The organism is Spiroplasma endosymbiont of Danaus chrysippus (assembly GCF_902809815.1).
GTDB lineage: Bacteria > Bacillota_I > Bacilli_A > Mycoplasmatales > VBWQ01 > Spiroplasma_E.
Window position 1 is genome coordinate 110343 of the sequence record NZ_CADDIL010000001.1, and the last position, 24957, is coordinate 135299.

Here is a 24957-nt window from a genome sequence, read left to right on the forward strand (position 1 = left end):
AGGAGTTTTATTATCTTCTGCGGTTGCTGGTTTAATTATATTCATTATTGTAAAAATTGTATTAAAAATTAATCAAATTTTTTAGAAAGGTGGTGATTAATATGGATACTACAACAATTATTATAGTTGCTAATTTATGTATTAATGGGGGTTATGTTTTAATTAAATTAGGAAAAGCATTAGTTGCATTTGGTAAATCTTTAACAGACCCTAATAAAAAAGAACTTAAAAAACAAAATAAAATTAATAAATTACAAAGTAAATTAAATTCTATTAATAAAAAAGAAGAAGTAAAAAGTATTTATTAATAATAAAAAATGCCTATATTAAAGGCATTTTTGGGAATGTTTAGTAATCTGTGTGACTTACAAAAATAACTATGTTTAATTAATTCTAGTAAATATAATTTATATATCTAGAAAGAGTGAGTTACAGATGGCTAAAAAAGATAATCTTAATAACAATGATCCAATATCAAAAGCAGTAGATTTATTATTAGAAAATACTGAGGATTTAACAACAGTTTTTAAAGAGGGAGGCTTATATAAAGAATTAACTAAACGATTGGTAGAAAAAATGTTGAATTCTGAGATGCAAAATTATTTAGGACACGAAAGAAATCAACGCAGTAATAATGACAATGTTCGTAATGGTACAACATCAAAAAAATTAATAACTCAACAAGGTAAAATTGAAATTGATGTACCAAGAGATCGCAATAGTAATTTTGAACCAGTAATAATCACAAAAAGACAGAGAAGATTTGATGGTTTTGATCAACAAGTTCTTTCACTATATGCAAAAGGTATGACTTTATCAGATATTAGAATGCAGTTGCAAGAGTTATATGATGGCGCAGATATTAGCGAAAGCGTAATTAGTCAAATTACTGATGATGTCATTGATGATGTCAAAGCATGGCAAAATCGTCCATTAGATAGTGTTTATCCAATCATTTATTTTGATTGTATCGTAGTTAAAGTACGTCAGGATAAACGTATTATTAACAAATCAGTTTATATAGCTTTAGGAGTTGATTTAGAAGGTAAAAAAGATGTTTTAGGTTTATGAATTAGTGAAAATGAAGGTGCTAAATTCTGATTAAATAATTTTACAGAAATGAAAAATCGAGGCTTAAATGATATTCTTATTGCTTGTAGTGATAATTTAACAGGCATGTCAGAGGCAATACAATCAGTTTATCCTAAAACTGAACATCAATTATGCATAGTTCATCAAATTAGAAATAGCTTAAAATATGTTTCATACAAACATCGAAAGTCTCTAGTTATCGATTTAAAGCCAATTTATACAGCATGTAGTGAAGAACAAGCAATGCAAGCTTTAGAATCATTTGAAAGTAAATGAAATAAACAATATCCACAAATTGCTAAATCTTGATATAAAAATTGAGAAAATTTAATGGTTTTTATTAGTTATCCAGCAGAAATTAAAAGGGTAATTTATACTACAAATGCTATTGAATCTGTTAATAGCCAATTACGAAAAGTTATTAGAAATAAAAAAGTTTTTCCTAATGATATGGCAGTTTTTAAAATTTTTTACTTAGCAATTGAAAATATCACAAAAAAATGAACATTGCCTATTCAAAATTGAAATACAGCAATTGCTCATTTTATGATAAAATTTGAAGACAGAATTAATCTGAACTAGTACTTTGTAAAACAAAGAAACACAGATTACTAAAAAGCCTCGCATTTTTTAATTTTATAAATGATGATGACTATAATCTCAATTTAATGAAGCATTATCTCTATCAAATAATATTTCACTTATATCACTGCCATAATTACTTACATTATCATTTACTAATCTTGCAGTTTCATTATTAAATGGTGTTTCTTGTATTTCTTGAATATGATTTGTAGTTTCCATAGGTAGTAAATTATGAATAATTTCACTTGCACCAGCAATTATGGTAGGTACTGCATAAGCATTATTAAAATCATTATTAATACCCATAGCAACACCACTTGATATTAAACAACCACCAGTAGCTATATTAGTAATTCTTCTTATAGATTCAAAACGATTAGGTATTAATTCAGTAATACCAGCAACCAAACTAGCAATACCATATGAATTTAAACTAATAAATGTATCTCAATCCATTAAATTATTAGGGTTATTATTTACTACAAATAATAAATCTGGTGGAAAAGGGTCTACTGTTGTTGTAGTAATAGGATTTTCTGTTGGATTAGGGTTAATATTATTGGTAACAAACTTTGAATAATTAACTAAACCAATTGTTCCTAAACCTAATAATATTTTTTTAGAACTATTAATTAATTTAGTTTTAGTATTTGGTCTTTGATTTAAATTTCATATATCTAAACCTAATTTTTTACCAAATAATAAACTATTAATTGAACCTAATATTGGATTTGCAATTACTTGACCATAATAAGCACTTGTACCAATCATTGCACAAATAGGACTTATACCAATTCTTATTAATTTTGTTAAAGTATAATTATTTGTTTCCATTTTTATTCTCCTTTTATAAATTTAAATTGCATATGTCCAATAGTATCTCTATTATTACCAACTATAATTAAATATCCAGTTTGATTATTTTCTAAAATTCATGAATAAAAAATATCTTGTGGATATAATTTTGGATATAAATTTAAGAGGCTTTTTAGTAATCTGTGTTTCTTTGTTTTACAAAGTACTAGTTCAGATTAATTCTGTCTTCAAATTTTATCATAAAATGAGCAATTGCTGTATTTCAATTTTGAATAGGCAATGTTCATTTTTTTGTGATATTTTCAATTGCTAAGTAAAAAATTTTAAAAACTGCCATATCATTAGGAAAAACTTTTTTATTTCTAATAACTTTTCGTAATTGGCTATTAACAGATTCAATAGCATTTGTAGTATAAATTACCCTTTTAATTTCTGCTGGATAACTAATAAAAACCATTAAATTTTCTCAATTTTTATATCAAGATTTAGCAATTTGTGGATATTGTTTATTTCATTTACTTTCAAATGATTCTAAAGCTTGCATTGCTTGTTCTTCACTACATGCTGTATAAATTGGCTTTAAATCGATAACTAGAGACTTTCGATGTTTGTATGAAACATATTTTAAGCTATTTCTAATTTGATGAACTATGCATAATTGATGTTCAGTTTTAGGATAAACTGATTGTATTGCCTCTGACATGCCTGTTAAATTATCACTACAAGCAATAAGAATATCATTTAAGCCTCGATTTTTCATTTCTGTAAAATTATTTAATCAGAATTTAGCACCTTCATTTTCACTAATTCATAAACCTAAAACATCTTTTTTACCTTCTAAATCAACTCCTAAAGCTATATAAACTGATTTGTTAATAATACGTTTATCCTGACGTACTTTAACTACGATACAATCAAAATAAATGATTGGATAAACACTATCTAATGGACGATTTTGCCATGCTTTGACATCATCAATGACATCATCAGTAATTTGACTAATTACGCTTTCGCTAATATCTGCGCCATCATATAACTCTTGCAACTGCATTCTAATATCTGATAAAGTCATACCTTTTGCATATAGTGAAAGAACTTGTTGATCAAAACCATCAAATCTTCTCTGTCTTTTTGTGATTATTACTGGTTCAAAATTACTATTACGATCTCTTGGTACATCAATTTCAATTTTACCTTGTTGAGTTATTAATTTTTTTGATGTTGTACCATTACGAACATTGTCATTATTACTGCGTTGATTTCTTTCGTGTCCTAAATAATTTTGCATCTCAGAATTCAACATTTTTTCTACCAATCGTTTAGTTAATTCTTTATATAAGCCTCCCTCTTTAAAAACTGTTGTTAAATCCTCAGTATTTTCTAATAATAAATCTACTGCTTTTGATATTGGATCATTGTTATTAAGATTATCTTTTTTAGCCATCTGTAACTCACTCTTTCTAGATATATAAATTATATTTACTAGAATTAATTAAACATAGTTATTTTTGTAAGTCACACAGATTACTAAACATTCCCAAATTTAATGCTAATAAATAACATAAAGCATCTTCTTTATTTTTTAATAATTCTACTGTTCGACATTTTATTTCTTTAGGACTTTTTTCATTATAAAATCATTCAGTTCTAATGTTTCTCATTATTTCACTTCCTTTTATGAACTCATCAGCACCGTAATAAACGGTGGACTATAGAATTATAATGTTATCCAAATTTTTAATAATTCTATAGTTTCGTTCTGTATAAAATAAAATTTAGGACTTACATTGACATATTTTAAGCAAGAATAAAAAATAGGGAATAGGAGTCAAAAAGGGTATATGTCAAATGCCTAAATATTGGGAATGTTTAGTAATCTGTGTGACTTACAAAAATAACTATGTTTAATTAATTCTAGTAAATATAATTTATATATCTAGAAAGAGTGAGTTACAGATGGCTAAAAAAGATAATCTTAATAACAATGATCCAATATCAAAAGCAGTAGATTTATTATTAGAAAATACTGAGGATTTAACAACAGTTTTTAAAGAGGGAGGCTTATATAAAGAATTAACTAAACGATTGGTAGAAAAAATGTTGAATTCTGAGATGCAAAATTATTTAGGACACGAAAGAAATCAACGCAGTAATAATGACAATGTTCGTAATGGTACAACATCAAAAAAATTAATAACTCAACAAGGTAAAATTGAAATTGATGTACCAAGAGATCGTAATAGTAATTTTGAACCAGTAATAATCACAAAAAGACAGAGAAGATTTGATGGTTTTGATCAACAAGTTCTTTCACTATATGCAAAAGGTATGACTTTATCAGATATTAGAATGCAGTTGCAAGAGTTATATGATGGCGCAGATATTAGCGAAAGCGTAATTAGTCAAATTACTGATGATGTCATTGATGATGTCAAAGCATGGCAAAATCGTCCATTAGATAGTGTTTATCCAATCATTTATTTTGATTGTATCGTAGTTAAAGTACGTCAGGATAAACGTATTATTAACAAATCAGTTTATATAGCTTTAGGAGTTGATTTAGAAGGTAAAAAAGATGTTTTAGGTTTATGAATTAGTGAAAATGAAGGTGCTAAATTCTGATTAAATAATTTTACAGAAATGAAAAATCGAGGCTTAAATGATATTCTTATTGCTTGTAGTGATAATTTAACAGGCATGTCAGAGGCAATACAATCAGTTTATCCTAAAACTGAACATCAATTATGCATAGTTCATCAAATTAGAAATAGCTTAAAATATGTTTCATACAAACATCGAAAGTCTCTAGTTATCGATTTAAAGCCAATTTATACAGCATGTAGTGAAGAACAAGCAATGCAAGCTTTAGAATCATTTGAAAGTAAATGAAATAAACAATATCCACAAATTGCTAAATCTTGATATAAAAATTGAGAAAATTTAATGGTTTTTATTAGTTATCCAGCAGAAATTAAAAGGGTAATTTATACTACAAATGCTATTGAATCTGTTAATAGCCAATTACGAAAAGTTATTAGAAATAAAAAAGTTTTTCCTAATGATATGGCAGTTTTTAAAATTTTTTACTTAGCAATTGAAAATATCACAAAAAAATGAACATTGCCTATTCAAAATTGAAATACAGCAATTGCTCATTTTATGATAAAATTTGAAGACAGAATTAATCTGAACTAGTACTTTGTAAAACAAAGAAACACAGATTACTAAAAAGCCTCTAAATATTAATTATTTTCAATGTTAATATCTTCAATTTTTATATTTATAGTAATTCCATCTAGATTTTTTAATTCTTTTAATTTATCTATTATTTCTAAAATATCTTGTTTAGTCATTATCAAATTCACCTTTATTAATTCTTTCAATCATACAATGTGCATCCATTAAAAGATTTGCAATTAAACGTTCATTTAGTCTTATATCTTCTAAATCTTTTTTCATGTTGTTTTAATTTATCATTATAATATTCAAGTAATTTTTCTTTATTCATTATCAAATTCACCTCTTTCAATTCTTTTAATTCAATTTTCTAATTCATAAAGTTTCGATGAATCTTGTCTTAATACATTATTTAAAAAATCTATTCTTTCTTTTATACAAGCGATTATTTTTTCTTTATTCATATTAAACTTCAAAACTTTCTATTATTTCTTCTTCTTTTTCTAATTCTTTTAATTTAGATAAAGCAGAATTTAAATCAGTATTATCAGTTTCATTATTTGAATTAATAATTTTTACTTCATCACCAGTATTATCTTTATAAGCAATAGTTTCTTCATTAATTACTATACCTTGGTCTAATTGAAGTGCTAAATTAATATCATCTTGATTATTTAATACAATAATTGGTGTTTTATTAATTTCACGAATTAATGCTTTTACAACTGTTTTTAAAGCCATTTGGTCAAAACTAGTATTTCAAGGACTATCTTCACGCTTAGTTTTACTAAATTTTTTTCTTCATTCTTGGCATTCTTCAACAGTCATTCCTTTATAAAAATTATTAATTTTACCATTTTTATCTAAAAGTGAAATATAACAATAATAACCAATTGTATTAATAGTTTTTCTTTCAAAAATTAATGCTGGATTAATTTCTCATTTATTATTTTCTTGATTAAATTTATGTGCAGTTGTTATTTTTTCTCTTTGAAAATCCATTACTAATCCAGTTCTTTGTAATAATGTTAATCAACCATCTTCTTGAATTTGTACTTGTAATTCATCACCATAAGGTATTAATGCTAATTCTTTTTTAATAGGATTAATTGAAAGATTTAATTTATATAAATTAAATAAAGCATTAAATAAACTTTGTTGATTCATATTTCTTAAATCTTTACTAGAATTTCTAATCATTTCATAATAATTTCTAAATTTTAATAATTCTTCTTTATTATTTTTAATAAAATTAGGAATTTTTAATTCATTTTTATTATTACTCATTAGTTGATTCTCCTTTTTTATTTAATAATTCTAAAATTTCATCTAATTTTTTATTAATTTTTCCTAAGTGTTTTAATAAAATTAAAATTGATTTATCCATAATTTACTCCTATCATTTTTTAATTTTTTTAAATCTATTATCTAAATGTATTTCAATATTTTTACTAGGATTAATAACTAAATGACTATTAATAACAATTCAATTATTTACATTACTATCTAATTTTTTAGGTAATTTATCAAATTCAATTGAATTACAAGAATAAATATTTTTTTCTTTAATTGATTTTTCAGTAATCATTTTATTTCTCCTTATTAATTTATTTTTTTACAATCTCAACATAAATTATTTTGACAACATTCGTATTTTTGATGTTCATGGCAATAGTATAAAAAATTACATTTGTTCATTTTTATTTCTTCTTAATCATTCTTTAATATTATTTTTCAAAATATTTAATTCTTTAATTTGACCCCTTAAAACATCTAATTCTCATAAATTTAATTGACTTAAATTAATTTCTTCAATTTGATATTCTAAAAGTTCAATTCTAGCATTAATATTTTTAACTAATAATTGATTAAAATTACATTTTTTATTTTTACAATATTCTAATTTATATTCCATTTTTATCTTCTCCTTTAAAATATTTTGTTTTTGCATTCATTCATTCAATTATTAAAACATTTGTTATTTCAATTTCTATTTCTTTTTGAACATTTTTATTCGTTAAATAAACATAAGTTTTATTAGATGGCCATATACCATTAGCAAGTAACATACAATAATAAGCAGTTAATTGTAATTTAATTCTTTTTAGTTTATCTTCATCAATACAAGCATAAGTTTTATAATCTACTAAATAATATTTATTTTCTTTTTTATCTAAATAAACTAAATCTGGTGTTCCAGCAATTAAATAATTATCAGCAATAGGCTTTTCTATAATAAATTCATAATTATTTTTATCTTTAAATTTTTCTTTTAAAAATATTAGTGATTTTTTACAATAAGAATAATTAATATTATTAGTTAATGGTTTTAATTTTTTTAATAAATTATTAATAATATTTTCTTGATTAATATTTTGTAAATATAATTCATTAAGTTTATGAACTCATTTACCACGAACTGAAGCATTTTTTAATACTTCTGGTGATATATGACTATAACCAAATCCTAAATAATTATCAATAATTCTAGAAACCGATATTAATTCTTTATCATCTAAAAAATATTGATGAGTTTCTTTTTTAAAAATTAATTTACTCATATTTATTTTTACCTATTAATATTCAAAAACATTTATTACATAATCTATTACCAAAAGAAGATTGTTTTCTACATTTATCACAAGAACCAACCATTCTATATTCTCTACATTCCATAATTATTAATCCTTTCAATTAATGTTTAGAAGCAATAATTATTAATGTTAAAATCATAATAATTATTCCAATTGTTAAAAATATAATTCTACTTTTTCATGATTTTTTATAAAATTCTTTTTGCTCTTCAATTAATTCAATTTGTTCTTTTAATAATTTAGTTTGTAATTCTTCATTTTCTTTTTCTTCCATTTTTAATTCCTTTCATTAATTAAGTTTTTTATTTATCATGTCTGATTCTTCTTTTGAAATATAAACTTCCAATACTAATATTTCATAATGTGTAATAAAAGCATTTTCTAATAAATGATGTTTATAATTTCTATGAAAATTATTAGCATCTATAAAAGTACAAAAAACTTTATATTTTGTTTCATCTGTATAATTAACTTTGTATTTTACTAAATAAATGTATGACATATTTATTTTTCTCCTTTATTTTATTTATTGTGTTATGATATTGTTAATGAGGTATGTATTTATATATAAAACCCCCTATTTTCTTAAATAATACAAATATAATTATTAATTAGATTAATGGGGTATTTACTGAGCCATAATAAGGCTATTCAAATTAATCTATAATTACATTAAGCGATACAGTGTAACATTTTAACTTGCTTAACATTAAATGCTCTTTTATTCTGATATAGAAGTATTTACATTTCGTACTCACTATTAGACTTCTACGACAGTTTTATTAAGTTTTAATCTTTTAACAAAAAAAGAACGATAGTTATATCGTTCTTTGTTATTTTATGAAACTAGGAGTTAAAGTGATGCGCCCAATGATTATAATAGGTGTATTATTGTTAGGAATTATATATTTTTAAAATTAAGCCTGTTAATAAATTAAATTTATTAGTGTTTATTTTTATTATTTTTATATAATTCATTAGCAAACAATATTAATTAAAAACAAATTAAATATGTTAAGGAGAGATTTAAGTGTCAGAGTTAGATTTCTTATTTAATGAAGAAAAAGTAGAACAATTTATTAAAGAAGCAAAAAAAGATGAACAAATGAAAAAATATAATAAATCTTTTAATGATTTAAATGAAATTTTAAAACAATATTATAGTTGTTTAGATAGATATAATGCTTTTATAAATTCAAACAATAATAGAGAATTAAATTTAAAAAATAAAATAAAAAAATGATTTTTGTCAAAAAATATTCAATTTTTAAAAACAAAAAGAAGTTTAGCAGAAAAAAAATTACGATTTGCTGAACATAGTATTTATTGGAAAATATTATCCTTATATTTTGATGACAATTCTTTAAATGGTAAAAGATTATATTTTTATGAATATGAACAATGAAAAAAGATATTTATTGAATTTGCTAATATAAAAATGAATGAATTACAAGGATTTGATTTAGAAAATATTAAAATAATAACTAATACAGTACAAACTTTATTTTTAGATGTATTTCGTGATGAAACTTTTCAAAACAAACATGAATTGGAAGTTATAAAAGTAAAAAATTTAATGGAAAAAATTTATTTATGAAACAATTAATAGTAAATAAATATTAAGTTTTCAAGTAGCGTTTGCCAATCATAAATTAGTTAATGAACACTATAACAATCTAAAAGATAATCAAGAGTCAGTTCTAAAAGAAATTAATTTAAAAATAAAAGTTATTACAGATAAAATAGAAAAAAATAATATGAAGCTACAAAAAATAAAAAACATATGATTTTATAAGATTTGAAAATGTAGACAGTTAAAGAAAAGTAACAAAAATTGAGAAATTAAATTAGGTGAAAAGATTGCAGAAAAAGAATTTTTTTTTAAAAAATTTAAAAATCTTTATACTAAATAACTAGATCAGTCAACACTTAAAAAAGCAGAATTGGATTTATCTGCTAAACTATTAGCATTTTATTTAGAACAAAACAAATCTAAAAATTTAAAGTTTTCTGAATATGAAGTGTGAAAAGTCGAATTTATTCCTACATGTGAAAAAGTAATTAAAAATCTTGAATTTAATAGTTTAAAAGTAGAATTAATTAGTAATTTTGCAGTAACTTTATTTAAAGATGTTTTAAAAAATATTGAACTTCAAAAAAAATATGAAATTAAAGTTATTAATGATGATAATGATTTATTATCTCAATTAGATTCTGATACATGTCTTGTTTCTGAAAGTGGTATTAGTGAATGGAGTGATAGTTTTGGTGAAAGTATTAATATTGATATGAATATTAACTTTCATTTTCCTAAACAAACAGTTGTAGCATAAGTTATTAATAAAATAAATTATTAAAATTATAGATATTGAATTTTATAAAACATAAATAAATTATCGGATTAAATAGTGGGTTATAAGAGATATATTTGAACTAATGGAAAGAATAATTAAAATGGATATTAAACTTATAAACAAATGAGAAGTAATAATTAAATTAATAATATATTCACAAGCAATGAGAGAATATCAAGAGTATTTTAATATTTTACAAGAATTAGAAAAAGAACGTATAACTAGATTAGAAGATCTTGAAAATAAAAAACAAGAAATAATAGAAAAAATAAATAATAAACAATTAGTAATTCCAATTATTACTGCATTATTAAATTGTTGAAGAAGAAATAAAATTCAAGATTTTGATTTTTTGATTAAAAAATTGAAAGTTAAAACTCCTCATAATAATATGAGAAAAGTATGACGTAATGTTTGAAAAGAAATATTAACTTATTATTGTGATGGTGATTTAACTAAGACAATTAATTCCGAAGAGTTTAAAGAATGACAGGATAAATTTATTAAAAATTGTGAATCATTAATTGAAAAATGAAAAGTTAAAGAAAAATATAAATTGATATTAGATACTTGTAAAAAATTATGTGAGATTGTCAAAAGTTTAGTAAATGATGTATGTAGTGATCATGAATTTCAAAGAAGTGAATCGTTAAATATTATTGGTAATAATATATTTTTACAAGCAAATATTGCTAAAGAAAATGGGTCTACTGATTTATCAAATAATAATTGAAAAGAAGAAATTAGAAGAGACTCAAATCACTTAATGCCAAAAACTGAAAAACCTTGTTGAAGAAGATATGTAATTAGAAGATAATTAGTAAAAAAATAAATATATATTTAAATAAATTAAAAAATAAGTTTTAACCCCTTGTTATTTTTTACTTTTATATGCTATTATTGTATAGGTAACGGCTCGGTAGCTCAGTTGGTAGAGCATTCGCCTGAAGAGCGAAGTGTCAGTGGTTCGAATCCGCTTCGAGCCACCATTATTTAAAATACAGGCAATTAAGCCTTTTTTTAATTATTTTTCTTAGATTTAGGTTTAAGTTAAAATTTTAGGTATAATAGTGTCATTAGCAATTTTAAACAATTAATAATTCTAGAAAGAAGGGTATTAGTGTCTAAAATTTTAGTTTTAAATAATGCGAAAATAATTAGCATTAAGAAAATAATAAATAATGGTTTTTTAGTAATTAAAGATAATTTAATTTTCCAAATTAATGAAGGAAAGTATAATTATGAATTTAAAGATGCTCAGGTTATTGAATGTCATAATCAAACAATAATACCTGGTTTTATTGATTTACATGTACATGGAGGTTATGGATATAGTTTAATGGATGGTACCATTGAATCAATTAATAATTTTGCAAAATTAGTTCCAAAAGAGGGAGTAACAAAGTTTTGTTATGCAACAGTTACTGCCAGTAAAAAAGAAATTGATAATATTCTTTCAGTATTTGCTAAGTATATGAAAACAGAAAATAAAGGTAACAGGGCACGAATTATTGGTGCATATTTAGAAGGACCTTTTATCTCAGAATTACAAAAAGGAGCACATACTCCGTCATTACTTCATGTTCCTGATCTTAATTTAGTAAAATCTTGAAATATAATTAGTAACAAAAATTTAAAATTTATTGTTTATGCTCCTGAGATAGATCCTAATTTAAATAATAAAAATTCAAATTTTATTTCTTCATTAATTAAAAATAATATTATTCCTAGTGTTGGTCATAGTAATGCTACTTTTAAAGAAATAACTAAAACTGTTGAATATGGTTTAACGCATATTACCCATCTTTATAATGCAATGAGTCCCTATAATCATCGCGATCCCGGTGTTGTTCCAGCATCATTATATTATGATCAATTAGTTACTGAGTTAATTTGTGATGGAATTCATGTTGATATTGATATTTTAGCAATAACATATAAAATTAAAGGTGCCGATGGAATTTGTATGATTACTGATGCCATGAGTGCAAAGGGACAGCCTGATGGTAAGTATTTATTGGGACCATTACCTGTCATTAAAAGTAATAATAAGGTTATTGTTGAAGCAACCGGAAAATTGGCAGGCAGCATTGCAACAATGATTGCTGGTTTTAAAAATTTATTAAAAATTACTAATAATAATTGACAAGATTGCATCAAATGGCCTCTTATAATAGTGCTAAACAAGTAGGAATTGCAAATAAAACCGGTGATATTGTTATTGGTAAATTAGCAGATATTATTGTATTAACTAAGAATAATGATATTTTTTTAACAATATGTGAAGGAAAAATTGCGTATCAACAAGAATAAGTAAGTAATGTAAGGGGTTTTTAAATTATGAAATTAATTATTTTAAAAGATAAAACTGAGGTTGCTCAATTATTAAGTAAAATTATTATTGATATTATTAAAGTTAAACCAAATGCTATTTTAGGATTAGCAACGGGAAGTAGTCCAATTGAAACATATGATTTATTAATAGCAGATGCAAAAAATAACAAAAGAGATTGATCAAAAGTTCTAACATTTAATTTAGATGAATATGTTGGTTTAACTCCAGATCATGTAAAAAGTTATCGTTATTTTATGAATCATCAATTATTTAATCATATTAAAAGTCTTAATTTAAAAAATACGTATGTTCCTAAAGGTATTGGTGATTTAGACCAAAATGTGGAAGAATATGAAAAATTATTAAAAGAAAAAGGACCAATTGATTTACAAATATTGGGCTTAGGTACTAATGGTCATATTGCTTTTAATGAACCAGGTACTCTTGCAAGTAGTAAAACACATGTTGTTAATTTAACTAAAGAAACAATTGAAGCTAATAAAAGATTTTTTTCTAAAGTTGAAGATGTACCAACCAAAGCTGTTACAATGGGTATTCATACTATTTTACAAGCTAAATTGATTGTTTTAATTGCTACAGGAACTAATAAAGCACAAGCTATTCGAGAGTTAGTTGAAGGTAAAGTTTCTCCAAATTATCCATGTACTTTTTTACAAAATCATGATGATGTTACAATTATTATTGATGAAGAAGCAGCAGCATTATTAAAACCAACTATATCAAAAAAAATTAACTTAAAGGAGAAACAAATGGAACGTAAAAAGATTATTATTGGAAATTGAAAAATGTATAAAAATATAGAAGAAACTCAATTTTTTTTAAATGAATTTAATAAATTAATAAAAACTAAAAATATTAAATATGATTATGGAATAGCAGCTAGTTTTACTAATTTACCCTTATTAAAAATGAATAAAACTTCTGCTTTAATTATTGTAGCTCAAAATTGTCATTATGAAACCGAAGGTGCATATACTGGTGAAATTTCAATTAAGATGCTAAAAGATATGATGGTTAGTCATGTTATTATTGGTCATTCTGAACGCAGAATGTATTTTAATGAAGTAGATGAAACAATAAATAAAAAATTACATTCATTATTTAATGCTAATATTATACCAATTTTATGTTGTGGTGAAACTTTAAACCAATATGAAAATAAAGAAACTAATGAAGTAATTAAAAATCAAATTAAGTTAGCATTAAAAAATATTAAAGCAGAAAATATTGCTAAGTTAGTAATTGCCTATGAGCCAATATGAGCAATTGGTACTGGTAAAACAGCAACAGCTCAACAAGCCCAAACGGTTTGTAAAATGATTCGTGAATTTATTAGTGAATTATATAATAAAAATGTTGCAGAACAAGTACGTATTCAGTATGGTGGTTCAGTAAAACCCGATAATATTAAATTAATACTTTCTGAACCCGACATTGATGGTGCATTAGTTGGAGGTGCTTCATTAGTACCACAATCTTTTTTTGATTTACTAATTTAACTCTATTTAAATTACTAATAAAAATAAGGAGTTAACTAAACATGGAATTATCAAAGATACAAATTAAAAGTATGTGAACAAAACTAACAAAAAAAATTAAACATCGTGCCTTTCCGGCAACCACTTTTGTCAATGCTTTTAGGAATAAGTCAGAAATTTTAGCATTGTTTAGTAAAAATGGTGAAGACACTAATCAATTAGAACAAATTGGCTTTATTATTTGTACTAAAACTATTTTTGCTCCTAGTAGTGATAGTATTGTTAGTGACAAAGGTATTATTACTAATGAATATTTTACTGGTGAAGTAATTGATGTTAATAATACTCTTATTCCTAATACTTATATTCATTTAGTTAAGGTTAATAGTGGACCAATCGTTATTAACAATATTCCATTGTATTTAACTATCAATGAAAGTCATCATCAATCATTAGTTAATAATAAAATTGGTGCTAAATTATTTATAAATAGTTTGATAAAACAATTAAATTATAAAACTTCTAATTTTAGTTCTATTTCTATTACTGAACAAAATTTTATTGTTGCTCTTAATAATTTAAAGATAAATAGAAAACAAATATTGCAAAGTGAATTTATCATTAATTCTTTATTAGAACAAAAATTATCATTAGAACAGTTAATTTTATTGCAAAATAAAAAAGAATATAGTTATTTAAAAAAATTTAATGAAGTTGAATTACAAGAAATTATTAATTTGCAAAAAATAGCAGTTGTTGCTATTAAAACTAATAAAGATCAGCAAAAAATAACATTAATAGCGGGTAATAAACAACGAATTGAAAACTTTTTTATTAATGCTAAAAAACCAATCATCATTGCTATTAATGCTATTAATAAAAAAATTAGAGCAATTAATCAGCCCGAAAATATTCAACCAATAGCACCGATAACTAATATTACTAATTATCAAGATTTATGACAATTACAAAAAATTCATAAAGAACTATTGAAGTCATTTTCAAAATGGCGGATAGTATCTCAAGATATATTAGAAAATTTATCACAGACTTTTGCTTATGGTTATTATTCAGAAGTCATTGATAATTTGAAAATTACTCATTATTCTTTTAATAATGATTTATTAGATTATAATTTAATGGAAATTAAAGGACAAAATTTATTAGCTAATAGTAGTAATACTATTTTATTTCTTTCTAATAATATTAGTGATAATCCTACTATGGTTATTTTATTAAGTGAAGATTTAAAATCAATTTGTGATTTAAAAACAATAATTACTAAAATTACTAAAAAGCAATCTATTAAAATAGTCTTTAAAAAAGATATTGTTATTTTGAGTACTGTTCATTATCAATCTATTACTGATTTTATTACTAAAATGATTACTATTTTTAAATCTGATAATTTTAAACATCAGTTACAAGTTATTAAATAAAATATGAGGTGAAATTTATGAAAACAAAACAACCAATATTACTATGTATTTTAGATGGTTTTGGTATTGCAAAATCTAGTTCAACTAATGCTATTAGTTCTGCAACAAAACCTAATTTGGATTATTTATTAAAAACTTATCCGCATACTGAAGTTTCAGCTTCTGGTCTTGCAGTTGGTTTACCAGAAGGACAAATGGGCAACTCTGAAGTTGGACATTTACAAATTGGTGCCGGTAGAGTAATTTATCAGTCATTAACATTAATTAATAAGTCAATAAATGATAAAACATTTTTTAAAAATGAAACAATATTATCAGCAATTAATAATGCCAAAAAGAATAATAGTAATGTTCATATTATTGGTTTACTAAGTGATGGTGGAGTACATGCTCATATTAATCATATTTTAGCATTATTAGAAATTGCTAAACAACAAAATTTTAAGAATATTTATGTTCATGCTATTTTAGATGGTCGTGATACAAAAGCTGATATTTCTAAAATTTATATTGAACAGTTATTAAAAACTATGAAACAATTAGGCATTGGTATGCTTGCTACTATTTCAGGAAGATATTATGCTATGGATCGCGATAAACGTTGAGATCGTTTAAAAATAGCATATGATGTAATAGTTAATCATGAAGGTGTTTCATTTATTGATCCTATTGCTTATGTTAATGCAGAATATAGTGCTGGCCGTAATGATGAATTTATTATGCCTGCTTATAATTCTGAAATTAATAACGGTAATATTAGGAATAACGATAGCATTATTTTTGCTAATTTCCGTCCTGATCGTGCAATTCAATTAGCATCAGCATTAACAAATAATAAATATGATTTTAATATTAGTATGAAAATACCAACATTAAAAAATACTTTTTTTATTTCAATGATGGAATATGCTAAAAGTGTTAAACCACAAGGTGTTATTTTTCCACCTATATCAATGCTTGATGCTTTAGGGGAATGATTAAGTAAAAATCAATATCATCAATTACGAATTGCTGAAACTGAAAAATATGCACACGTAACTTATTTTTTTGATGGTGGTGTTGATCTTGAATATCCCCTATCAACAAGAATTTTAATTCCTTCACCAAAAGTAGCAACTTATGACTTAAAACCAGAAATGAGTGCTCGCGAAATTACTACTCGTTTAGAAAGTGAAATTTCTAAAAACATATATGATGTTATGGTTTTAAATTTTGCTAATCCTGATATGATTGGTCATACTGGTGTTTTAAATGCTGCCATTGATGCGATTGATGTTATTGATGAATGTCTTGGAAAATTGTATCAAGCAATAAAAAAAGTGAATGGTATTTTAATGATTACTGCTGATCATGGTAATGCTGAAATCATGATTGATAAAGAGGGTAATCCTAATAAAAAACATACATCGGAACCAGTACCATTTATTATTTGTAAAACAGGATTAAAATTAAAATCAGGTGGTTGCTTAGCAAATATTGCTCCAACGCTATTAGACGTTTTGGGTTTAGTTAAACCAACTGTTATGACCAGTGAGTCTTTAATTATTAAATAAAAATATATTGATTTGATAAGTGCTTGTTTTAAGAATATAAAAGTATTAAAATATAGGCATATGAATTAAATATAGTGTTTCCCCTTTTATTTTTTTAAATAAATATAAGGGGTTTATTATATTTAGTTCCTATATTATTTTAGAAATCTATACATTTATTAAAAATTATGGAGGTAAAGTATGCCATTATCAGAAACAGTAGAATATCGAGAACTTAATGATTTTCTACAAAAATCATTAAGTTCTAAAAAAGATGAATCATCACCCAATATAACTTTAAATAGTTTGGAAGTTAAGATTGATGATATAAAAACACAATTAGATAGTAGTTTAAAAGAATATATTATTGAACTTGTATATGTAGATGAAAAGGGACGTTTAGTAAAAAATACTAATGATGAAAACGTTAGTATTATTCAACAGCTACCTTTAGCAATTAATAGTGATCAATTACAACAACTAGTAATAGTAAAAGAAAAATTAGATAGTTCTCTAGTACATTTATATCGAACTAAAAAAGAAAATGATAAGATTATTCTTGAATATTTAGGTAAAAAAGAATTACCGGCATTATTATTAAAAACTCAATCAAAATCCAATAATTTAAATAATGAAGAATATAAAGAAGAGTTAGATGATCTTAATGTTAATATTATAAAAAGATCTGAAGAACCTATGAAATTATCATTTGCTGAGAATGGAACGTGTTATTTGTTTATTGATAATAAAAACAAAACAATTGTTCCTGTAGATGTAAATGATGCTAAGAAATTTAAAAACTTTGTAGCCAAAAAATGTCCTCGTAATGGTATTATAAATATTGAAGTTGATAAAAATGGAAAGATTTTATTTGCATATATTATTGATAACCAGACTCATAAGAGGAAAGATATAAAAATTGATGAAAAATTAATTGATACTCTTGAAAGAGTAATTAGTACAGCCTCTTCTTTACATTCACAACATTCACAAAATAATTCTGTTGCACCTAAAAAAGAAGTACAAAGTAATAATTCTTTTCCTGCAAAGGAAATTAATGGTACTGAAGCACCATCAAAACCAGTAGAACAAAACGTTAAGTCAGTTTTATCTACACCAACACCATAAATATAATAATTAAAGGAGAAAAATAAAAATGCCACTAATGGAAAATTTTAAATGATTTACAAACATTATGAGAACTATATATCAATCAGAAATAAGTGATGTTGAAGATATTGCTATTGAAGTAGAGGATGACCTATATTCAAAAAAGAATACACTTAATATTTTGAAGAATTCTTTTTTCAATATTAATCCATTAAAAGTAAAAAAAATAGTTAGTTTAAATCAAGATGGAAAATTTGTTGTTGATAGTGGTTCATTAGTTAATACTATATTTATTAGTGATGAATCATTAATTCAAAATGATCAAAGTATATTTAAAAAAGACCAATTAGTTTTCGTTGAGGATGAAACTGACAATACTAAAATTAAAGTATATAAAATTTTATTTGATGAATCTGAAGGTGAAATAAGACCTGAATTAGGATTATTAGGAAGTATAAATTTATTAAAATTTAATGAAATTTTTATAAATTCTGGACTGTTTAAAGAAAATGATGTTTTAATTAATCAAAAAATTAAAAGTTTATTAGATGCTCCACAGTTGCGAAATCCATTTGAACAATCAAACCCAGTTTGAGATGTGGAACAGTATAAAATTAATGATTATTCTTCAAATAGTACAATGATCGAAGATTTTAAAAAACATTTAAACTTAGTGAATGTTGAAAAAGACTATTTTATTTATCGTCAAGGAAATGAAATTTTTATTAAAAATGTTACTGATCCAAATGATACTTTTATAATCTCAACAACTGCTCAAAGTATTACTGATAATGATATTTTTTATTTAAATAAAAAGATTAATGAAAATGGAGAAATTTTTTGAGAAACCTATAAAATAACAAAAAAACCTGTTCTAGGACGATTATATGATAATGTAAAATATCAAGCACATAAAGTTAAATCTTTAACCAACCAGCAATTTGATGATTTAAAAGCATTAAGTATTCCTCCACAATTAGGATTTACTATAGAACCAAGAATTAATATTGGATTAGCATCTGTTGTTAAAGAAGAACAAGAAGAAATTGATTTAGTTGCTATGCGTTTTTTAGTTATTGCACCAGAAGATTTACCTGAACCTTTACCGATTATAAATAATATCACTGAAACATTACAAAATAATAGCATAGAAGGTTTGTATAGTTTAGTAATAGAAGATGGTAAAATAAAAATATCAGATGTTAAATCAGATCCAGAAAATGTAATTTTTGAACAAGAACTTTCTCAGAATAATAAAAAAATATGAAATGATATAGGAGTTGCTGGTAAGTATCAAAAAGTATACTTTGCAAAAAACCCAAGTAATAATTTAGTAGAAAAATGAGTAGTTATTGCTGATCAAAATCAACTACAATGTATTGGAACACTTTCTTTATTAGAGTTAAGAAAAAGTTTTGCAAATAATAATTTATTTCCTAATGGATTAAAGGGTATTCACTGTGGAGAAAATGGATCACAAGTTAAAGTGGCAAGAGCTGCTGCTGAACAGGTAATATCACCAAAACCATCAGTTACAAAATTATCTCCAGTTATCGTTAAAAATGTTATTAATTTAAAATGAGATGATAGTAGAGAATTATGAGATTTAAACATAACAACTGATGAGCAAACATTGGATAAAAAATTAAAATTAGAAAAAGGTGAAAATGATATTTTGAAAAATTTAATAGATAAAAATAATAATGCAAATACTGTTATTTTATTTAATAAGTATGATGGAAAATTTTTAAGAGCATATTATTTTGATGAAAATAACAAAAAAGTAAATTGCTCTAATAAGTTAAGTGATGAAGATAAAGAACAACTTAGTATCATAAATCAGAAAGCAAAAGTAAGAGTATCAGAAACAAGAACAGTAAGACCAATACCTGATTTAAAATCAAACTTATTTTCAAAAAATACTAAAACTTTTAATTTTAATATTTTTAATGGAAAATGTTATGTTTTATGTAATGATGAACTTGGAATTCCATTAAAAGCAGAAGTGAAACTTAGTCCTGAACAAATTCGTGCATTATCATATTTAACTAAAAATGAAGTTGATTTTTCTTTAACTTTTGATAAAGATGATAATTTTAAAAGTATAAGTTATATCTTTTATAGAGATGAAGTAAAACAAAATGTAACTATTAACAGAAAAGATTTATCTAATAGTAATAATTTTAATCAAAAAACGATTGAAACTGATGAATTAATGGAAGCAATAATTACTGCTCTTAATAATCCTGAAAGTTTAATACCAGAGGATGATGGAGTAACTCCAAAACCATGAAATAGTGATACTGCTGCTAAAGTTAATGATACATCATCACCAAGTAGTACAACTCAACATTCACAACAACAACAAATGTAATTAAATCATCATTATTTTAGAAGCACAAATAAAAAATATTTGTGCTTTTTTGATTCTAAACAATATTTTTTTCTGTATAATAATTAGTGAAATATTAAAGAAAGAAGGAATTAACAAATATGTCTTGCATTATTGATATTAGAGCGCTACAAGTAATAGACTCAAGAGGAAATCCAACTATTCAAGTTGAATGTTGAACTGAAGATGGTGGATATGGGATTGCTTTAGTGCCATCAGGTGCTTCAACAGGTACTAGAGAAGCTTTAGAACTACGAGACAAAGATACTAAAGTTTATGGTGGACTTGGTGTTATGAAAGCTATTAAAAATATTAATGAAAATATTGCCGAAGCCATTATTGGTTTGGAAGTTACTAATCAAAGATTAATTGATCAAACAATGATTAAGTTAGATGGAACAGAAAATAAAACAAAATTAGGTGCCAATGCTATTTTAGGGGTGTCATTAGCAGTTGCTAAAGCTGCCGCTGATGAATTATATGTGCCCTTATATACATACTTAGGTGGTACTAATGCTTGTCAGTTGCCAGTCCCAATGTTAAATGTAATTAATGGTGGTGCTCATGCTGATAATAATATTGACTTTCAAGAATTTTTAATAATGCCAGTTGGTGCTAAAACATTTTCAAAGGCAATCCAAATGGCTGCTGAAACTTTTCATGCTTTAAAAAGTATTTTAAAAGGTAAGGGTTTAGTTACTGCAGTTGGTGATGAAGGTGGTTTTGCTCCTAATTTAAAATCAACTGAAGAAGCATTAGATTTAATTGTTGAAGCTATTAAAAAAGCGGGTTACACTCCAAATAAAGATATAAAAATTGCTATGGACTGTGCATCATCAGAGATTTATAAAAATGGTAAATATGTTTTTGGCAATAAAGATGGTAAAAGTAAAAATACTGAAAAATTATTAACTTCAGCGCAACTAGTAGATTATTTAGTTGATTTAACTAAAAAATATCCAATTATTTCAATTGAAGATGGTTTGGCTGAAGGTGATTGAGAAGGATTTAAATTATTATTAGAAAAATCAGAAGGTAAATTCCAAGTTGTTGGTGATGATTTATTCGTTACTAATCCAAAAATTATTAAAGAAGGAATTATTAAAAACGTTGCTAATTCAGTATTAATTAAACTAAATCAAATTGGAACATTAACTGAAACTATGGAGGCTATTGAAATGTGTCAAAAAGCTGGGTGAACAGCAGTAGTATCTCATCGTTCTGGGGAAACTGAAGATACAACGATTGCTGACTTAGCAGTAGGTTTTAATACTGGACAAATTAAAACAGGTTCAATGTCAAGAACTGATCGTGTTGCAAAATATAATCGTTTATTAACAATTGAAGCCGATTTAGCAGATCAAGCTAAATTTTTAGGTGACGATGTATTTTATAATATTAATTAATTAAAAACATATTTTATGGTTAAATTTACTGATATCCTTTTTAATTTTAAACAAATTATAATAATTATCACTAAAATAATGTAATTAGAAGAGAGGATGACTAAATATGCAAGAATTAAATAAAAGAAGAATTGGAATCTTAACTTCTGGTGGTGATTCACCAGGTATGAATAATGTTATTAATGCAGTATATAAGACTTTTCGTGGTATAAATCATGAAAATAGTAAAATTGCTACTGCTGATAAAAGACCATTTGAATTAGTTTTAATAAAAAATGGTTATAAAGGAATAATGACAAATGACATTCACGTTATTGATAACAATTGAGCAAATTTAATTGATCTAGGAACTGAGATGGGGGGAACAATCATTGGGTCTGCTCGTTTTAGAGAATTTGAGCAAGAAGAAACTCGTAAAAAATGTATTGAAATTTTAAAATCTAAAAAAATTGAAGGTTTAATTGCTATTGGTGGTGATGGCACATATAATGGTTTGCAAAAATTAAGTAATGAAGCAGCTATTCAATGTGTGGGTATTCCAGGTACTATTGATAATGATATTAGTTCAAGTGAGTTTACTATTGGTTTTGATACCGCTCTTAATACAATTGTTGAAAATCTTGATAAAATTCGTCAAACTGCTAATTCTCACGGAAGAATTATGATTGTTGAAGTAATGGGTCGTAATTCTGGTGATCTTGCTCTTCACAGTGCTGCTGCTGCAAATTGTGATTTAGTTGCAACTAAAGATTTAGGAATTGGAGAACAGTCATTGATTGATATTATTAAACAGTTGTATACTAAAAAACAACGTCGTTCATTAGTAATAGTAGTAACTGAACGTCAATATGATGTTAATAAAATAGCTAAAATCATTGAAAAGGATACTGATTGTGAAACAAGAGCAGTAATATTGGGTCAAATTCAACGTGGGGGAACACCAAGTGCATTTGATCGTTATTTAGCAACAATGATGGGTATTTTTGCTGTTGAAAGATTTGCAAATAGTAATAAATCTAGTATTTGTATTGGATTACAAGATAATAAATTAGTAGCTATTGAAATTCAAGATGCATTAAACACACCTTCAATAAATAAAAATAACGTTGCTAATAAAATTTTACGTTTGTCAGGAGTTATTTTTAAAAAAAATACTTAATAAAAAGAGGTGAATAATTTGATATCAATTATAAAAAGAACTAAATGTGTAACTACTTTAGGACCTGCTTCAAATTCTGCTGATGTTATTAAACAACTAATAGAAAATGGCTCAATTTGTGGGCGTTTAAATTTTTCTCATGGTTCTCATGATGAACATTTAGCAAGGGTTTTAATGATTAGAGAAGTATCTAAACAATTAAATGTACCAGTTGCTATTATGTTAGATACTAGAGGTCCAGAAGTTAGAACACATACCTTTACAAAGGGTAGTGTAGAAATCAAAAAAAATGAAATTATTACGATAATTGATAATAAAGAAATTATTGGTACTGCGGATAAGTTTTCTGTAAATTATGGTAATTTAGCAAAAGATATTAAAGTTAATGATAATTTACTAGTAGATGATGGTAAATTAACATTAAAGGTTACAGCGGTTAAAGACCATACTGTTATTTGTCAAGCTTTAAATACACATACTATTAAAGATCGTCGTGCTATTAATATTCCAAATGTTAAATTGTCTTTACCTTTTATTTCTGAAAAAGATAGAGCAGATTTAATTTTTGGTTGTCAGCAAAAAGTAGATTATGTTTCTGCATCATTTGTTTGTTCAGCAGCTGATATTAAAGAAATCCGCAAAGTTTTAGATGATAATGATGGTAAACATATTCAAATCATTGCTAAAATTGAATCACAATTAGCAGTTAATAATTTTGATGAAATTTTAAAAGAATCAGATGCTATTATGGTTGCTCGTGGTGATTTAGGAGTTGAAATTCCTTTTGAAAAAGTTCCTTTTTTAGAACGTGAATGAATTAAAAAATGTCGTACTGTTAACAAACCGATAATTGTTGCTACGCAAATGCTAGATTCAATGATAAATAACCCTCATCCAACACGTGCTGAAGTTACTGATGTTTGGGTTGCTATGGATTGGGGAGCAACATGTACAATGTTATCGGGTGAATCTGCTAATGGTAACTATCCTGTGTTATCAATTGCAACAATGAGTAAAATTCTTGTTGATGCTGAAAGTCATCAAGAACAGAGTAAAATTGCTACTGATTTATTGCATACAAAAGATCAATTAGTTGCTAAAACTATTAAAAAAATTATTGAAGAAAAACCACAATATTTAATTACTAATAGTCAAGATAGTAATTATATTAGAACTATTGCTAATGCTCATTTGCCAGTTTATATAATTCCTATTGTTAATAATGTTATTGATTATAATAAATTTGCAATAAACTTTGGAATTTATACTTTTTTAGCAACCGAAGGAATTCCAGTAGAATTAAGTAATTCTTCGCAATTAGTTAAAAGCATTAGTAGCACTTATATAATCCCTACTAAATCAAAAGTATTAGTAGTAGATATTAATAATAATACTAATCCTTTTACAACTTTTATTGTTAAATAACCTAGTACTACTGAGGTAAATTAGAAAAGGAATTAGGTAAAA

Annotated in this window: 28 protein-coding genes, 1 tRNA gene and 1 pseudogene; 18 read left to right on the forward strand and 12 right to left on the reverse strand. The window is 24.7% G+C overall.

Translation table 4 applies throughout. From position 1 onward, the window contains the following. The first annotated feature begins 101 nt into the window (after positions 1 to 101). Together SPIRDC1_RS00655 and SPIRDC1_RS00660 are read left to right on the forward strand one after the other, a co-directional pair. Positions 102 to 308, forward strand: coding sequence for a hypothetical protein (locus tag SPIRDC1_RS00655; RefSeq protein ID WP_174480015.1), 207 nt, complete (start codon positions 102 to 104; stop codon positions 306 to 308). A 127-nt stretch (positions 309 to 435) separates the two neighbouring features. Then, on the forward strand, positions 436 to 1674 hold the full coding sequence (locus SPIRDC1_RS00660) for an IS256 family transposase (RefSeq protein ID WP_174479940.1): 1239 nt from the start codon (positions 436 to 438) through the stop codon (positions 1672 to 1674). Positions 1675 to 1728: 54 nt separating this feature from the next. Here SPIRDC1_RS00660 and SPIRDC1_RS00665 read toward each other — a convergent pair whose 3' ends face one another. From SPIRDC1_RS00665 to SPIRDC1_RS00675, 3 genes are all read right to left on the reverse strand, one after another. Further along, entirely contained in the window at positions 1729 to 2511 is a 783-nt protein-coding gene (locus tag SPIRDC1_RS00665; protein WP_174480016.1) for a hypothetical protein, read from the reverse strand. 187 nt (positions 2512 to 2698) lie between these two features. Beyond that, positions 2699 to 3937, reverse strand: a complete 1239-nt coding sequence (locus SPIRDC1_RS00670; RefSeq protein WP_174479940.1) for an IS256 family transposase — start codon at positions 3935 to 3937, stop codon at positions 2699 to 2701. Between the two features lie 58 nt (positions 3938 to 3995). Then, the gene (locus tag SPIRDC1_RS00675; RefSeq protein ID WP_174480017.1) at positions 3996 to 4154 is read right to left on the reverse strand and encodes a hypothetical protein; all 159 of its coding nucleotides are present in this window, start codon (positions 4152 to 4154) and stop codon (positions 3996 to 3998) included. A gap of 295 nt (positions 4155 to 4449) precedes the next feature. On the opposite strand from SPIRDC1_RS00675, the gene SPIRDC1_RS00680 reads away from it, so the two are divergent. Further along, positions 4450 to 5688, forward strand: a complete 1239-nt coding sequence (locus SPIRDC1_RS00680; RefSeq protein ID WP_174479940.1) for an IS256 family transposase — start codon at positions 4450 to 4452, stop codon at positions 5686 to 5688. A 175-nt stretch (positions 5689 to 5863) separates the two neighbouring features. Here the strand turns inward: SPIRDC1_RS00680 and SPIRDC1_RS00685 are convergent, their stop codons facing one another. The 9 genes from SPIRDC1_RS00685 to SPIRDC1_RS00720 form a co-directional block, all read right to left on the reverse strand. Next, a complete protein-coding gene (locus tag SPIRDC1_RS00685; protein WP_174480018.1) occupies positions 5864 to 6001 on the reverse strand; it encodes a hypothetical protein in 138 nt (45 codons plus the stop codon). After that, complete coding sequence (locus tag SPIRDC1_RS00690) at positions 5994 to 6134, reverse strand: hypothetical protein (protein ID WP_174480019.1); 141 nt, start codon at positions 6132 to 6134, stop codon at positions 5994 to 5996. The genes SPIRDC1_RS00685 and SPIRDC1_RS00690 overlap by 8 nt, the downstream gene beginning before the upstream one ends. Position 6135: 1 nt before the next feature. After that, positions 6136 to 6957: a RecT family recombinase gene (locus SPIRDC1_RS00695; protein ID WP_174480020.1), complete on the reverse strand. Its 822-nt coding sequence runs from the start codon at positions 6955 to 6957 to the stop codon at positions 6136 to 6138. 109 nt (positions 6958 to 7066) lie between these two features. Further along, the gene (locus SPIRDC1_RS00700; RefSeq protein WP_174480021.1) at positions 7067 to 7258 is read right to left on the reverse strand and encodes a hypothetical protein; all 192 of its coding nucleotides are present in this window, start codon (positions 7256 to 7258) and stop codon (positions 7067 to 7069) included. 96 nt (positions 7259 to 7354) lie between these two features. Next, on the reverse strand, positions 7355 to 7585 hold the full coding sequence (locus SPIRDC1_RS00705; protein ID WP_174480022.1) for a hypothetical protein: 231 nt from the start codon (positions 7583 to 7585) through the stop codon (positions 7355 to 7357). Then, on the reverse strand, positions 7575 to 8231 hold the full coding sequence (locus tag SPIRDC1_RS00710; protein ID WP_174480023.1) for a PD-(D/E)XK nuclease family protein: 657 nt from the start codon (positions 8229 to 8231) through the stop codon (positions 7575 to 7577). Before SPIRDC1_RS00710 ends, SPIRDC1_RS00705 begins: the two co-directional genes overlap by 11 nt. Next, entirely contained in the window at positions 8224 to 8346 is a 123-nt protein-coding gene (locus SPIRDC1_RS10155; protein WP_255495887.1) for a hypothetical protein, read from the reverse strand. Before SPIRDC1_RS10155 ends, SPIRDC1_RS00710 begins: the two co-directional genes overlap by 8 nt. An 18-nt stretch (positions 8347 to 8364) precedes the next feature. Then, positions 8365 to 8538: a hypothetical protein gene (locus tag SPIRDC1_RS00715; RefSeq protein ID WP_174480024.1), complete on the reverse strand. Its 174-nt coding sequence runs from the start codon at positions 8536 to 8538 to the stop codon at positions 8365 to 8367. Positions 8539 to 8553: 15 nt separating this feature from the next. Then, positions 8554 to 8766 carry a hypothetical protein gene (locus tag SPIRDC1_RS00720; protein ID WP_174480025.1) on the reverse strand — a complete coding sequence of 71 codons (213 nt, stop codon included), beginning with the start codon at positions 8764 to 8766 and terminating at the stop codon, positions 8554 to 8556. A 528-nt stretch (positions 8767 to 9294) separates the two neighbouring features. On the opposite strand from SPIRDC1_RS00720, the gene SPIRDC1_RS00725 reads away from it, so the two are divergent. The 15 genes and pseudogenes from SPIRDC1_RS00725 (at position 9295) to pyk (ending at position 24915) form a co-directional block, all read left to right on the forward strand. Continuing rightward, positions 9295 to 9870 carry a hypothetical protein gene (locus SPIRDC1_RS00725; RefSeq protein ID WP_174480026.1) on the forward strand — a complete coding sequence of 192 codons (576 nt, stop codon included), beginning with the start codon at positions 9295 to 9297 and terminating at the stop codon, positions 9868 to 9870. 337 nt (positions 9871 to 10207) lie between these two features. After that, positions 10208 to 10597, forward strand: a complete 390-nt coding sequence (locus SPIRDC1_RS00730) for a hypothetical protein (protein WP_174480027.1) — start codon at positions 10208 to 10210, stop codon at positions 10595 to 10597. A gap of 121 nt (positions 10598 to 10718) precedes the next feature. After that, the gene (locus tag SPIRDC1_RS00735) at positions 10719 to 11435 is read left to right on the forward strand and encodes a hypothetical protein (protein WP_174480028.1); all 717 of its coding nucleotides are present in this window, start codon (positions 10719 to 10721) and stop codon (positions 11433 to 11435) included. Between the two features lie 96 nt (positions 11436 to 11531). Further along, a tRNA-Phe gene (locus tag SPIRDC1_RS00740) sits at positions 11532 to 11607 on the forward strand. Positions 11608 to 11738: 131 nt separating this feature from the next. Next, entirely contained in the window at positions 11739 to 12809 is a 1071-nt protein-coding gene (gene nagA / locus SPIRDC1_RS00745) for an N-acetylglucosamine-6-phosphate deacetylase (RefSeq protein ID WP_174480029.1), read from the forward strand. Further along, the gene (locus SPIRDC1_RS00750) at positions 12779 to 12931 is read left to right on the forward strand and encodes an amidohydrolase family protein (protein WP_174480030.1); all 153 of its coding nucleotides are present in this window, start codon (positions 12779 to 12781) and stop codon (positions 12929 to 12931) included. Before nagA ends, SPIRDC1_RS00750 begins: the two co-directional genes overlap by 31 nt. Before the next feature lie 27 nt (positions 12932 to 12958). Next, positions 12959 to 13675: pseudogene (gene nagB / locus SPIRDC1_RS10435) on the forward strand (glucosamine-6-phosphate deaminase); the annotation flags it as partial. A 48-nt stretch (positions 13676 to 13723) separates the two neighbouring features. Beyond that, positions 13724 to 14473 carry a triose-phosphate isomerase gene (gene tpiA, locus SPIRDC1_RS10440; RefSeq protein WP_174480261.1) on the forward strand — a complete coding sequence of 250 codons (750 nt, stop codon included), beginning with the start codon at positions 13724 to 13726 and terminating at the stop codon, positions 14471 to 14473. A 41-nt stretch (positions 14474 to 14514) separates the two neighbouring features. Beyond that, positions 14515 to 15891 (forward strand): hypothetical protein, encoded by a 1377-nt coding sequence (locus tag SPIRDC1_RS00765; RefSeq protein WP_174480031.1) that lies wholly within the window; start codon positions 14515 to 14517, stop codon positions 15889 to 15891. A gap of 17 nt (positions 15892 to 15908) precedes the next feature. Beyond that, positions 15909 to 17444, forward strand: coding sequence for a 2,3-bisphosphoglycerate-independent phosphoglycerate mutase (gene gpmI / locus SPIRDC1_RS00770; protein ID WP_174480032.1), 1536 nt, complete (start codon positions 15909 to 15911; stop codon positions 17442 to 17444). Between the two features lie 180 nt (positions 17445 to 17624). Continuing rightward, positions 17625 to 18551 carry a hypothetical protein gene (locus tag SPIRDC1_RS00775; RefSeq protein WP_174480033.1) on the forward strand — a complete coding sequence of 309 codons (927 nt, stop codon included), beginning with the start codon at positions 17625 to 17627 and terminating at the stop codon, positions 18549 to 18551. Positions 18552 to 18579: 28 nt separating this feature from the next. Next, complete coding sequence (locus SPIRDC1_RS00780; RefSeq protein WP_174480034.1) at positions 18580 to 20907, forward strand: hypothetical protein; 2328 nt, start codon at positions 18580 to 18582, stop codon at positions 20905 to 20907. A gap of 119 nt (positions 20908 to 21026) precedes the next feature. Then, on the forward strand, positions 21027 to 22331 hold the full coding sequence (gene eno, locus SPIRDC1_RS00785) for a phosphopyruvate hydratase (RefSeq protein ID WP_174480035.1): 1305 nt from the start codon (positions 21027 to 21029) through the stop codon (positions 22329 to 22331). Positions 22332 to 22437: 106 nt separating this feature from the next. Then, positions 22438 to 23490: an ATP-dependent 6-phosphofructokinase gene (locus tag SPIRDC1_RS00790; protein WP_174480036.1), complete on the forward strand. Its 1053-nt coding sequence runs from the start codon at positions 22438 to 22440 to the stop codon at positions 23488 to 23490. Between the two features lie 18 nt (positions 23491 to 23508). Next, the gene (gene pyk, locus SPIRDC1_RS00795) at positions 23509 to 24915 is read left to right on the forward strand and encodes a pyruvate kinase (protein WP_174480037.1); all 1407 of its coding nucleotides are present in this window, start codon (positions 23509 to 23511) and stop codon (positions 24913 to 24915) included. Positions 24916 to 24957 lie beyond the last annotated feature (42 nt).